The sequence below is a fragment of the Stenotrophomonas sp. STEN240 genome (assembly GCF_056756175.1).
The window spans coordinates 122,071-133,934 of the sequence record NZ_JBRRBO010000006.1; the positions used below are offsets into that span (position 1 = coordinate 122,071).

General features: G+C 64.4%; 11 protein-coding genes and 1 riboswitch. Of the genes, 4 read left to right on the forward strand and 7 right to left on the reverse strand.

What is annotated here, in order from left to right; all coding sequences use genetic code 11:
* Window positions 1–56: 56 nt before the first annotated feature.
* Window positions 57–389, forward strand: coding sequence for an SMR family transporter (locus tag ACVOKO_RS04575; RefSeq protein WP_057627004.1), 333 nt, complete (start codon window positions 57–59; stop codon window positions 387–389).
* 536 nt (window positions 390–925) lie between these two features.
* Window positions 926–1,546 carry a nicotinamidase gene (locus ACVOKO_RS04580; RefSeq protein WP_346497715.1) on the forward strand — a complete coding sequence of 207 codons (621 nt, stop codon included), beginning with the start codon at window positions 926–928 and terminating at the stop codon, window positions 1,544–1,546.
* Here ACVOKO_RS04580 and purU read toward each other — a convergent pair whose 3' ends face one another.
* Together purU and ACVOKO_RS04590 are read right to left on the reverse strand one after the other, a co-directional pair.
* Window positions 1,547–2,398 carry a formyltetrahydrofolate deformylase gene (gene purU, locus ACVOKO_RS04585; RefSeq protein ID WP_346497717.1) on the reverse strand — a complete coding sequence of 284 codons (852 nt, stop codon included), beginning with the start codon at window positions 2,396–2,398 and terminating at the stop codon, window positions 1,547–1,549. It abuts the gene before it with no gap.
* A 92-nt stretch (window positions 2,399–2,490) separates the two neighbouring features.
* Complete coding sequence (locus ACVOKO_RS04590; protein ID WP_346497718.1) at window positions 2,491–2,757, reverse strand: DUF2798 domain-containing protein; 267 nt, start codon at window positions 2,755–2,757, stop codon at window positions 2,491–2,493.
* A 141-nt stretch (window positions 2,758–2,898) separates the two neighbouring features.
* On the opposite strand from ACVOKO_RS04590, the gene ACVOKO_RS04595 reads away from it, so the two are divergent.
* Window positions 2,899–3,837 (forward strand): LysR family transcriptional regulator, encoded by a 939-nt coding sequence (locus ACVOKO_RS04595; protein ID WP_346497720.1) that lies wholly within the window; start codon window positions 2,899–2,901, stop codon window positions 3,835–3,837.
* A 46-nt stretch (window positions 3,838–3,883) separates the two neighbouring features.
* On the opposite strand, the gene ACVOKO_RS04600 is transcribed toward ACVOKO_RS04595, so the two are convergent.
* The 5 genes from ACVOKO_RS04600 to ACVOKO_RS04620 form a co-directional block, all read right to left on the reverse strand.
* Window positions 3,884–4,993: an NADH:flavin oxidoreductase/NADH oxidase gene (locus ACVOKO_RS04600; RefSeq protein WP_346497722.1), complete on the reverse strand. Its 1,110-nt coding sequence runs from the start codon at window positions 4,991–4,993 to the stop codon at window positions 3,884–3,886.
* 74 nt (window positions 4,994–5,067) lie between these two features.
* Window positions 5,068–5,886, reverse strand: a complete 819-nt coding sequence (locus ACVOKO_RS04605; protein WP_346497740.1) for an NAD-dependent protein deacetylase — start codon at window positions 5,884–5,886, stop codon at window positions 5,068–5,070.
* A gap of 53 nt (window positions 5,887–5,939) precedes the next feature.
* Window positions 5,940–6,344: an acyl-CoA thioesterase gene (locus ACVOKO_RS04610; RefSeq protein ID WP_282267570.1), complete on the reverse strand. Its 405-nt coding sequence runs from the start codon at window positions 6,342–6,344 to the stop codon at window positions 5,940–5,942.
* Window positions 6,345–6,747: 403 nt separating this feature from the next.
* Window positions 6,748–7,767, reverse strand: coding sequence for a ribonucleotide-diphosphate reductase subunit beta (locus ACVOKO_RS04615; RefSeq protein ID WP_346497725.1), 1,020 nt, complete (start codon window positions 7,765–7,767; stop codon window positions 6,748–6,750).
* Window positions 7,768–7,915: 148 nt separating this feature from the next.
* Window positions 7,916–10,225, reverse strand: a complete 2,310-nt coding sequence (locus ACVOKO_RS04620) for a ribonucleoside-diphosphate reductase subunit alpha (RefSeq protein WP_346497742.1) — start codon at window positions 10,223–10,225, stop codon at window positions 7,916–7,918.
* A gap of 268 nt (window positions 10,226–10,493) precedes the next feature.
* Window positions 10,494–10,717, reverse strand: a riboswitch (cobalamin riboswitch).
* 267 nt (window positions 10,718–10,984) lie between these two features.
* On the opposite strand from ACVOKO_RS04620, the gene ACVOKO_RS04625 reads away from it, so the two are divergent.
* Window positions 10,985–11,794, forward strand: a complete 810-nt coding sequence (locus tag ACVOKO_RS04625) for a DUF2884 family protein (RefSeq protein WP_346497727.1) — start codon at window positions 10,985–10,987, stop codon at window positions 11,792–11,794.
* The last annotated feature ends 70 nt before the right edge of the window (window positions 11,795–11,864 follow it).

Genomic DNA, 11,864 nt, shown 5'->3' on the forward strand with positions numbered 1-11,864 from the left:
AGGCACAAGACCGTCCCCGCTAGAATCCATGCCCCGTCTGCCCCCGAGTCTGCTCAATGAACGCCTATGCACTGCTGGCCTGCGCCATCGCCCTGGAAGTGGCTGCCACCTCGCTGCTCAAGGCCTCCGATGGCATGAGCCGGCTGTGGCCAACCGTCGGTGCACTGCTGGGTTACAGCGTGTGTTTCTGGTTGCTGGCGTTGGTGATGAAAACCATCCCGACCGGGATCGCCTATGCGATCTGGTCCGGCGTGGGCATCGTGTTGATCTCGCTGATCGGCCTGTTCGTGTTCAAGCAGAAGCTCGACCTGGCCGCCGTGGTCGGCATCGGCCTGATCTGCGCCGGGGTGCTGGTGATCAACCTGTTCTCGCGCTCATCGGCGCATTGATCCGCGTTCGCTTCCTTCCTTTCGCGGTGCGAAGGGGGGAAGAAGGCCTGCTTGCGCGCGACTGGCGCGGCCTGATGAACGACCGAAGGCTTTGGCTTCGAGCCGGGCGGGTTGGGGAGGCTTTTGGCGCTGCCTGCTTCGCGGCTTACGCCGCTCCTACAGACATTGTTGGGAACGCCCCTGCCGAGCATGGCTCGGCACTACAGCTTTCGCCCCCTCCCTTTGGCCGAAGGCCAAGGGGAGGGTTGGGGAGGGGTGCTTTTGGCTCCGCCGGCTTCGCGGCTTACGCCGCTCCTACAGACATTGTTGGGAACGCCCCTGCCGAGCATGGCTCGGCACTACAGCTTTCGCCCCCTCCCTTTCGCGTAGCGAAGGGGAGGGTTGGGGAGGGGTGCTTTGGGCTCCACCTGCTTCGCGGCTTACGCCGCTCCCACAAATAGTGCGGGGAATGCTCCCATGCCGAGCATGGCTCGGCACTACCTTGCTTTTGTTGCCGCTGCCGTAAACTGTGCGTCCCCCGCGTCAGGAAGTTGCCGATGTACGGAACAGACGTTGCGCTGCTGGTCATCGACCTGCAACCGGATTTCATGCCCGGCGGCGCCCTGCCCTGCCAGCACAGCGATGCGATCGTGCCCGCCATCGCCGCGCTGCTGGACGCACGCCACTACGCAACCGTGGTGGCTACCCAGGATTGGCACCCGGCCGATCACGCCTCGTTCGCCAGCCAGCATGCCGGCCGCAAGCCGTTCGACAGCATTGAACTGCATGGCCAGGCGCAGACGCTGTGGCCTGACCACTGCGTGCAGGGCAGCGCCGGTGCCCGCCTGGACGCGCGCGTGGACTGGAAGCATGCCGACCTGATCCTGCGCAAAGGCACGCAGCGCGACGTGGATTCGTATAGCGCGTTCCGCGAGAACATCGGCCCACAGGCCACGCGCGCGCCCACCGGGCTGGCCGGCTGGCTGCATGAACGCGGCATCCGCGAAGTGCATGTCTGCGGCCTCGCACGCGACTACTGCGTGCTGTGGAGCGCGCAGGACGCCGCCATCAGCGGCTTTGCGGTGCGCTTCCTGTGGGATCTGACCCGCCCGGTAAGCGCGGACAATGATGCCGTCACCCGCATTGCCCTGGGCGAATGCGGGATCCAGCTGGGCTGATCAGCGGAATACCACCGTGCGGTGGCCGTTGAGCAGGATGCGGTGCTCCACATGCCGGCGCACCGCGCGCGCCAACACCTGCGATTCGGTATCACTGCCCAGCTGCACCAGGTCACGCGGCGTCATGGCGTGGTCCACGCGCGCCACGTCCTGCTCGATGATCGGGCCTTCGTCCAGGTCGGAGGTCACGTAATGCGCGGTGGCGCCGATGATCTTTACCCCGCGCGCATGCGCCTGGTGATACGGCTGCGCGCCCTTGAAGCTGGGCAGGAAGCTGTGATGGATATTGATGGCGCGGCCAGACAGCGCCTGGCATAGCCGTGGCGACAGGATCTGCATGTAGCGTGCCAGCACCACCAGATCGATGCGCTCACGCTCGACCAGGTCGATGATCTGCTGTTCCTGCTGCTCGCGGTTGTCGGCATCCACCGGCAGGTGATGGAAGGGCACGCCATAGGAACCCGAGAGGGCGGCAAAGTCGTTGTGGTTGGAGGCTACCGCGGCGATATCCACCTTCAACTGTCGGCTATGGGTGCGGAACAACAGGTCGTTGAGGCAATGGCCCTGCTTGCTGACCAGCACCAGCAGGCGCGCGCGGCGGCGTGCATCATGCAGCTGCCATTCCATCGCGAACGATGCACCCAGCTCCTGCAGCCGCGCGCGTACCAGCGGCTCATCACCGGCCTTGCGCATGTCGAAGTGCACACGCAGGAAAAAACGACCGCTTTCATCATCGCCGAACTGCTGGGCGTCGAGGATGTTGCAGCCCGCCTCGAACAGCAGGCCGGACACGCCGTAGACGATACCGGTACGGTCCGGGCAGGAAAGGGTGAGGATGAAATCAGGACGCATGGTCAGCGACATCTAACAGGCGGGTCGTGGAAAGTAACCGTTCCGGTCATTCCCCGCCAAAGACAGTTGCAGCTGACACCGTTGCCTGCGGCTCAGTGCGGGTGCACGGTCAACGCCACCAGCCGCATCACCAGCGGGCGTACCAGCAGCACGCAGAAGAAGGCGATGGGCATCGCCAGGCTGTAGGAAGACAACACCCGCCGCACGAACTGGCCATCGATATTGGAATTGGCGGCGGTGATCACGATGCACATCAGCATGGCCATGATCGAGGACATGAAGAACGCGAACACATAGGGGGTGGCGCGGGCATGCAGTTTCCTGCGTCCAACCGCAGCTGGGCGGGATGATTCGATCATTCGGCGGCCTCCATTCATCGACGCAATCAGGCGATTGCAGGGGCGGCATCATAGGCAGCGGCCCGCCGCTCGGCTAGGCTGGGCAGGCTTGGCGCTTTATAAAGAATTTCTTTGTAATCAACCCTGAAAATGCCGGCCAGCATGAATACTCTCCAGTCCATTCGCAGCTTCATCCGCACCGCGGACGCTGGCAGCCTGGCCGGCGCTGCCCGCACCCTGGGCATCAGCGCCGCCGCCGTGGGCCAGAACATCGCCCGCCTGGAAGCCCATCTGGGCGTGCGCCTGTTCAACCGCACCACCCGCCAGCTGGCACTGACCGAACGCGGCGCGCTGTACCTGTCGCAGGTACGTCATATCGAACGCGACCTGCAGCGGGCGCACGCGGCGGTGACCGACCCCGACGCACAGCCCACCGGCCGCCTGCGCATCGCCAGCACCGCCGCCTTCGGCCGGCATGTGCTTGCCCCCCTGCTGCCCGGCCTGCAGCAGCGCTATCCACGGCTGGAACTGGAACTGCTGCTGGCCGACCGCAGCGTCGACCATGCCCACGAAAACGTGGATGTCAGCATCCGTATCGAACCGCAGCTGGAGGAAGGGCTGGTGGCCCGGCCACTGGCCCAGGTGCCGCTGCTGTTCTGTGCCGCGCCGGCCTACCTGGCCAATGCCGGCACCCCGCAGGCACCGGAAGACCTGCACGAGCACCGCTGCCTGCTGTTCCGCTATCCCACCAATGGCCGCTATCTGCCTTGGCGCTTCGTCCGCGACGGCCTTCGCTTCGACGCCGACGTCCGCCCGGCCATGGTCAGCGACGATGCCGATGCCTTGGCGGCCATGGCCGCCAGCGGCGGCGGCATCACCCGCCTGACCGCCTTCGTCGCCGCACCGTATATCGCGCGTGGCGAGCTGCAGGCCTTGTTCCAGAGCGAGGTGGCCGGCGATGCACACGCCTCGCCCGAGCCGATGCACCTGTTCCTGTGCGTCAGCGACCGCCGTGACCTGACCCCGAAAGTACGCGCACTGCTGCAGCACATCGTTGCGGCGTTGCCGCCGGCCTGGCGCGCCGACAGCGAACACGCCTGAGCGCCAGCAGCAGCACGCCCGCCGACGCTCGCTACGGCATTCCCGCTCAGCCCTGCCCTGCCGGTTTGAACAGGCCACGCAGCTCGTGTGGCTCGCAGCGCAGGTACTGCGGCGACGCGCTCACCTGTGCACCCAGCGCGGCGGCTGCATGCCATGGCCAACGCGGGTCGTACAGGATGCCGCGGGCAAGGCCGATCGCATCGGCCTGGGCTTCGACGAGGATGGCTTCGGCATGCGCTGGCTCGGTGATCAAGCCCACCGCGATTACCGGCGTGCTGATCGCAGCCTTGATCGCTGCGGCCTGCGGCACCTGGTAGCCGGGGCCGAGCGGAATCTGCTGGCGCGGGTCCAATCCACCGCTGGAAACATGCAGGAAATGATTGCCGCGCGCCTCCAGCACCTTGGCCAGTTCAATGCTCTGCGCAACATCCCAACCGCCCTCCACCCAATCGGTGGCGGAGATGCGCACGCCCAGGGCAACGTCAGCGGGCAATACCGCACGTACCGCATCGAATACCCGCAGCAGCAGCCGCATGCGATTTTCCAGCGCGCCGCCATAGGCGTCATCGCGCTGGTTGCTCAGCGGCGACAGAAACTGATGCAGCAGGTAGCCATGCGCCGCATGCAGCTCGATCAACTGCAATCCCAGGCGCACAGCGCGCTGGGCGGCGGCGACAAAGTCCTCGACCACCGCATCGATACCCGCGATATCCAGTGCCTCCGGCGTGGGATCACCGGCCTTGAACGGCAGCGGCGACGGCGCCAGCACCTGCCAGCCATGCGCCTGTTCCGGCGCGATGGCACCGCCTCCTTCCCATGGGCGGGCAGTGGATGCCTTGCGTCCGGCATGCGCAAGCTGCACGCCGATCGGCATCGGCGACCAGCGCCGTACCGCTGCCAGCACCTTGCCCAGCGCGGCTTCGTTGGCGTCGTCCCACAGACCGAGATCGGCCCAGCTGATGCGTGCGCGTGGCGACACCGCAGTCGCCTCGATGATCAGCAGGCCGGCGCCGGACTGCGCCAGCTGGCCCAGATGGATGGTGTGCCAATCGGTGGCATCGCCCTCATCGGCCGAGTACTGGCACATCGGTGCGATGACGATACGGTTCGACAGGGCAAGCGGGCCTAGCGACAACGGTGAAAAAAGCTGACTCACGCGGGGTATTCCATCAACCGGGGAAGGCGCCCATTGCACGCTGCCGCAGCCGCCGATTCAACCGGTGTGATGGATCACTGCGTCTTGGCACCATCAAGCAGGAACGCCAACGCCTGCGCGCAGGGCATCTGCACCTTCAGCGACAGCAAGGCATCGGCGCGGGTGCGGCCCAGATTGACCGCGGCTATCGGCAGGCCGGCCTTGGCGGCAGCATCGACGAAGCGGAAACCCGAATACACCATCAGCGAGGAGCCCACCACCAACACCGCGTCCGAGCGCTGCAGGTGCTCATGCACGGCTGCCACACGGTCGCGCGGCACGTTCTCACCGAAGAACACCACATCCGGCTTGAGCACACCGCCGCAGGCCTCGCAGGCGGGCACGTTGAAACTGGAAAAATCAGCTTCCAGGTCCGCATCACCGTCCGGTGCGATGCCGGCCTGCAAGGTCTCCCAGCCCGGGTTGGCGTCCAGCAGCCGATGTTGCAGCAATGCGCGTGACGAGCGGGCTTCGCAGCCCATGCAGCGCACTTGGTCGAGGCGGCCGTGCAGATCGATCACGGTATGGCTACCGGCCTGCTGATGCAGGCAGTCCACGTTCTGGGTCAGCAACAATTCGATACGGCCATCGGCCTCCAACGCCGCCAGCGCATGGTGGGTGGCATTGGGCCGCGCCTGACCGAAGCGCGGCCAGCCCAGCAGGCTGCGCGCCCAGTAACGCTGGCGGGTTGCCTGCTCGCCCATGAAGGCCTGGTAGGTCACCGGCGGCGTGCGCTTCCATTGGCCGTCGTTGTCGCGGTAATCGGGAATGCCGGAGTCGGTGCTGCAACCGGCGCCAGTGACCACGAACAGGCGCCGATGACCGGCGATGAATTCCGGCAGCTCGGTGATCACTGCAGGTGACAAACGCCCGGCCTGTACCGAAGAAGTGCTCATCGCCGTGCGGCTCAGGCCTGCGTCGGCAGCGTCGGTACGGTGGTCGGATGCCCTTCGCCATCGAGCGCGATCATCACGAACGTACCCTTGGTGCAGAGCGCGCGTTCGCCGTTGTGCAGGTCTTCGGCAATCAGTTCGACTTCAACATGCATCGAGCTGCGGCCAACCTTGACCACCCGGCCGATGGTTTCCACCATCTGCCCGATGCGGATTGGCAGCTTGAAATCGACCTGGTCCGAGCGCGCGGTGACCACGGTGCAACGCGAATAACGGGCAGCGGCAAGGAAGGCCGCCTTGTCCATCCACGCCAGCGCCTGGCCGCCGAACAGCGTGCCCATATGGTTGGTGTGGTTGGGAAATACGATTTCCGCCATGCGGACTTCGACCGGCGGATTGGTTTCGACGATAGGGGTCATGGGGGTATCACCTGTAAGTTGGCGCCGATGATACGCCCGCAAAGCTGTGCAGCTGGTGAGCGCTCTGCGTCCCTTGCAGCCGGTTTTGTAGGAGCGGCGTAAGCCGCGAAGCTGACAAAGCCTCAGAAGCCTGAAAGCACCCCTCCCCAACCCTCCCCTGCGCTTCGCGCAAGGGAGGGAGACACGCGCTCCCTTCACCTTCGATGAAAGGGAGGGAGACAAGCGCAGCCGCTCTGCCCCCTCCCTTCGGCGCAGCCGAGGGGAGGGCTGGGGAGGGGTGCCTTTGCTGTTGCTGTTGCTGCTGCCTGAGGGTCCTGCAAAAACGGCGATCACACTCTACGTATAGAGCCCAAAGCACCCCTCCCCAACCCTCCCCTGCGCTTCGCGCAAGGGAGGGAGAAAATCAGAACGCCATATCGAACGCCACTTCACCCTGCACGCCAACCTGATAGGCAGACGCACGGCGTTCGAAGAAGTTGGTCAGCTCCTGCACGTCCTGCAATTCCATGAACGGCAGCGGGTTGCGCACGTTGTACTTCTTGGCCATGCCCAGCTTCAGGAAATGGTTGTCGGCACAATGCTGCAGGTACTGGCGCATGTCGCGGGTGGAGATGCCAGCCACGCCGCCGGACAGCACGTCCTCGGCGAACTGCACTTCACAGTCGATGGCCTCCTCCAGCATCTGGTAGACCTCCTGCTCCATCTTGGCGTCGAAAAGGTCGGGCTCTTCGGCGCGGATCTTGCGCACGCACTCGAACGCGAACTCCATGTGGCAGCTCTCGTCGCGGAACACCCAGTTGGTGCCCGACGCCAGGCCCGGCAGCAGGCCGCGCGAACGGAAGTAGTACACGTAAGCGAAGGCGGCAAAGAAGAACAGGCCTTCGATGCAGGCCGCAAAGCAGATCTGGTTGAGCAGGAACTGGCGGCGGTCCTCACGGGTTTCCAGGCGCTTGGTTTCCTGCAGCGAGTCGATCCACTTGAAGCAGAAACCGGCCTTCTTTTTGATCGAGTCGATGTTTTCCACTGCCGCGAAAGCCTTGAAGCGTTCTTCCGGATCCGGCAGGTAGTTGTCCAGCAGGGTCAGGTAGAACTGCACGTGCAGCGCTTCTTCATACAGCTGGCGCGACAGGTACATGCGCGCTTCGGGCGCGTTGAGGTGCTGGTACAGATTCAGCACCAGATTGTTCGACACGATCGAATCGCCGGTAGCGAAGAACGCGACCAGACGGTGGATCAGATGCTGGTCGGCCGGCGACATCTTCTGGTGCAGGTCGGTGATGTCGATCTGGAAATTGATCTCCTCCACCGTCCAGCTGTTCTTGATCGCGTTGCGGTACATCTCGTAGAAGTCCGGGTAACGCATCGGACGCAGGGTCAGCTCGAAGCCGGGATCGAGCAGCATTTGACGGGGGGACTCGGACATTTTGGATCTCCATTCCCTTCTCCCTGCGGGAGAAGGTGGCGCGCAGCGCCGGATGAGGGTTGGTTCCTGGGGATCGGCGCTACGTGCTTCTAGGAGCGCCCTCACCCCAACCCCTCTCCCGCGGGCGGGAGAGGGGCTTATGCAGTGCTTACTGGCAGGCCTCGCAGGCTTCCGGGTTTTCCAGCGAGCAGGCCACGGCTTCTACTGGCGTATACGCGCTGACCGTGGTCTTGGCGATCTTGGTGGCCGGGCGCGAGCGCAGGTAATACGTGGTCTTGATGCCCTTCTTCCATGCGTACATGTACATGGACGACATCGCGCCGATGTTCGGGCTTTCCATGAACAGGTTGAGCGAGGCCGACTGGTCAATGAAGGCGCCGCGGTCGGCGGCCATGTCGATCAGCGAACGCATCGGCAGTTCCCACGCGGTGCGGTAGATATGACGCAGGGTTTCCGGGATCTGCGGCAGGCCCTGGATCGAGCCATCAGCCAGCTTGATCGCATCACGCATCTCCGCCGTCCACATGCCCAGCTGCTTCAGCTCGGTCACCAGGTGACGGTTGATCTGCAGGAAGTCGCCGGACAGCGTCTCGCGTTTGAACAGGTTGGACACCTGCGGTTCCACGCACTCGTAGCAACCGGCAATCGAGGCGATGGTGGCGGTTGGCGCGATTGCGATCATCAGCGAGTTGCGCAGGCCGTGCTGCTTGATGCGCTCACGCAGTGCGTCCCAGCGCTCGACATCGGCCGGCACCACGTTCCAGGCGTCGAACTGCAGTTCGCCATGGGCAGCGCGGGTGTCGTTGAACGAGGGATGCTTGCCGCGCTCCTGGGCCAGTTCGCAGGACACTTCCAGCGCGTGGAAATAGATGGCTTCGGCAATCTTGGCCGACAGCGCGCGCGCTTCGTCCGAGTCAAACGCCATGCGCTTGCGGAAGAACACGTCCTGCAGGCCCATGCAGCCCAGGCCGACCGGGCGCCAGCGCAGGTTGCCACGGCGTGCGGTTTCGATCGGGTAGAAGTTCAGGTCGATGACGCGGTCGAGCTGGCGCACGGCCAGCCGCACGGTCTCGGCCAGCTTCTCGAAATCGAAGTCGCCATGCGCGTCGATGTGGTTGCCCAGGTTGATCGAGCCCAGGTTGCAGACCGCGGTTTCATCGTTGGAGGTGATCTCCAGGATCTCGGTGCACAGGTTGGACAGGTGGATCACGTTGCCGGCGCGCAGGGTCTGGTTGCTGGCCAGGTTGCACTTGTCCTTGAACGTCATCCAGCCGTTGCCGGTCTCGGCCAGGGTGCGCATCATCCGCGAATACAGCTTGCGGGCCGACACGCTCTTGCGCGCCTTGCCCTGGGTTTCGGCCTGCACATAAGCCTGCTCGAAGGCCGGGCCGTACAGGTCGGTCAGCTCCGGCACCACGCGCGGATCGAACAGCGACCATTCCTGGTCGGCTTCCACGCGCTGCATGAACAGATCCGGCACCCAGTTGGCCAGATTGAGGTTATGGGTGCGGCGTGAATCATCACCGGCGTTGTCGCGCAGTTCGAGGAAGTCCTCGATGTCGGCGTGCCAGGTTTCCAGATACACGCAGGCTGCACCCTTGCGCTTGCCGCCCTGGTTGACCGCAGCCACCGAGGAATCCAGCGTCTTCAGCCACGGCACGATGCCGTTGGAGTGGCCGTTGGTGGACTTGATCAGCGAGCCGCGCGAACGCACGCGGGTATAGCTGACGCCGATGCCGCCGCTGAACTTGGACAGCTGCGCGATATCGGCATAGCGGTCGTAGATGGACTCCAGCGAATCCTGCGGCGAATCCAGCAGGAAGCACGAGGACAGCTGCTCGTGGCTGGTGCCGGCATTGAACAGGGTCGGGCTGGACGGCAGATAGTCCAGGCTGCCCAGGCGCTGGTACAGCGCGAGTGCTTCGGGCACGTCCTCGCTCAGCGCACTGGCGATGCGCAGGAAGAACTGCTGCGGCGTTTCGATGACCTTGCGCGAATGCGGATGACGCAGCAGGTAGCGGTCATACATGGTGCGCAGGCCGAAGTAATCGAAGTTCAGGTCGTAGGCCGGATCGATCGCATCGTTGAGCTTGCGTGCGTTGACCTGCACGAAGTTGAGCAGGCGGTCGTTGATCAGGCCCACTTCGTGGCCACGGCCAACCGACTGCGAGAACGCGTGGATTTCCTGGCCGGAGACTTCCTTGCCGATGAAGTTGGCCAGCAGGCGTGCAGCCAGGCGGCCGTATTCGGGCTCTTCGCCGATCAGCAGCGCAGCGGTACGGATCGACAGCTCATCCAGTTCCTGGGTGCTGGCGCCGTTGTACAGGCCGGAGATGGTGCGCGTGGCAACCCGCATCGGGTCAACCGCATGCAGGCCTTCGCAGCAGCGCTGGATGGCGCGGACAATCTTGTTGAGGTCTACCGGCTCGGTGCTGCCATTGCGCTTGGTCACGCTCATGGCGGTGGCGGTCGGCGGCGGGGTCAGTTCAAAACCGGCTTCAGCCGGAGCGACGTCAGTAAGAGAGGTAGTCACGACGATGGTGTCCTTGAGCGTTATGCACGCAGCTCCTGCCCGCGCAGGAAGCAGAGCCGGTACGGAGGCGCGAGCATGGAAGGACGGCGTCGCAGCAGCCGCGACAGCCCACGACCCGACGGTCGCAGCAGCCACGGCACCACGTCACCAGCCGTCTTCCCCTCGAAGACACCGCAGCCGGCACCACGCGGTGTGCATCGCGTGGCTGTCGGCAGGTCTTCGGACTCATGGGCGCGAAGACCAAGGCCTTCTTCCTACTCCGCCGCTTCCCAAGGCCGTTTGCCTCAGTGCTGTGTGGCGGGGTCGTTCCCAATTACCGCTGCGGGGCAGTGCTGGAATGGCCTTAACGGCGTCACCTGCTTCCCTTTCAATCCAACGAGGCATGCCCCGTTGGAACCGACGAGGCACAAGATAGTGGGGGTATATGACGGGGTCAACACCAAATCTAGTAAATATTCGCCAAGCCTTGCGGCACAAGGGCTGGCTGTCGCGGGCCACCGAACGGTGCGGGCAAACCGCCCGAACTGACTGCGCAGTCAAGCCTTTTGCGGTATTTTTTTGCACGCGCTGCGCCTGCCTGAACAACGTAAATTCCGCATGAAATCCGCCAACGTGACTTCCGGCCGACGCCGCCGCTGGCGTAAGCAGCCAAGCTGCACCCACCCCCGGCAGGAGAGTCACACCATGCGCCTGTTGCCCATCGCCAGCTCGCTGGCCCTGCTGCTGCCACTGGCGGCCCACGCCGGTACGGTCAAAGCACCAACGTTGTCCGCCGACCAGTGCGGCGTGGCTACCGACTACAACGTGCTGGTGGACGGTGGCGGCATCTGGCTGCGTCGCGATGCCCTGCCGATGCGCGAGATCGTCTTCCACGATGGCCAGCTGAGCATCGACAACCGCATGCAGACGGTATCGGCTGCCGATGCACAACGCCTGCGCGCGTTGGAGAACGGGGTGCGCCAGTTGATGCCGGCGGTGACAGGCATCGCCAACGAATCGGTGGGCATCACCTTCGACACGCTGGATGCGGTCTACGAGGCACTGACCGGCGATGCCAACTCGCGCAAGGTACGCAAGCTGCGCAGGGAAGCCGAGCGCTTCGTCGATACCACCATTGGCCGTGGCCGCTGGGAGCAGGACCTGTTCGACGATGGCTTTGAAACAAGGGTCGAGGCGGCCGCCGAGAGCCTGAGCGGCTCCATTGCCCGCAGCGTGCTGTGGACGGTATTCACCGGCGGCGAAGACAAACTGGACAAGCGCACTGAAAAGCTCGATGCCGAACTGGAGCAGCGGCTGCAGGGCCGCACCCGTGCACTGGAACAGCATGCCTTGTCGCTGTGCGCGCAGGTGCAGGCGCTGGACCGGCTGCAATCGGCATTGGAGTTCCGCCTAGATGGCCAGGCACTGCAGATGATGCGCGTGAGCGGTGATGCTGCGACGATGGCAGTGCGCGAGGACAGCCCGGATAACAGCATTGCGTCGCCAGCGAGGTAAAGCCCGCCTTTGGTAGTGCCGAGCCATGCTCGGCAGGGGCATTCCCGGGAAGGCTCCTGCCGAGCATGGC

What these genes read in the sequence shown, in the direction of transcription:
- ACVOKO_RS04595 (WP_346497720.1), top strand. Translation starts at nt 2,899, where the DNA reads ATGAATACTCTCCAGTCCATTCGCAGCTTCATCCGCACCGCGGACGCT.
- ACVOKO_RS04610 (WP_282267570.1), bottom strand. Translation starts at nt 6,344, where the DNA reads ATGACCCCTATCGTCGAAACCAATCCGCCGGTCGAAGTCCGCATGGCG.
- purU (WP_346497717.1), bottom strand. Translation starts at nt 2,398, where the DNA reads ATGCGTCCTGATTTCATCCTCACCCTTTCCTGCCCGGACCGTACCGGT.
- ACVOKO_RS04620 (WP_346497742.1), bottom strand. Translation starts at nt 10,225, where the DNA reads ATGAGCGTGACCAAGCGCAATGGCAGCACCGAGCCGGTAGACCTCAAC.
- ACVOKO_RS04580 (WP_346497715.1), top strand. Translation starts at nt 926, where the DNA reads ATGTACGGAACAGACGTTGCGCTGCTGGTCATCGACCTGCAACCGGAT.
- ACVOKO_RS04575 (WP_057627004.1), top strand. Translation starts at nt 57, where the DNA reads ATGAACGCCTATGCACTGCTGGCCTGCGCCATCGCCCTGGAAGTGGCT.
- ACVOKO_RS04615 (WP_346497725.1), bottom strand. Translation starts at nt 7,767, where the DNA reads ATGTCCGAGTCCCCCCGTCAAATGCTGCTCGATCCCGGCTTCGAGCTG.
- ACVOKO_RS04625 (WP_346497727.1), top strand. Translation starts at nt 10,985, where the DNA reads ATGCGCCTGTTGCCCATCGCCAGCTCGCTGGCCCTGCTGCTGCCACTG.
- ACVOKO_RS04590 (WP_346497718.1), bottom strand. Translation starts at nt 2,757, where the DNA reads ATGATCGAATCATCCCGCCCAGCTGCGGTTGGACGCAGGAAACTGCAT.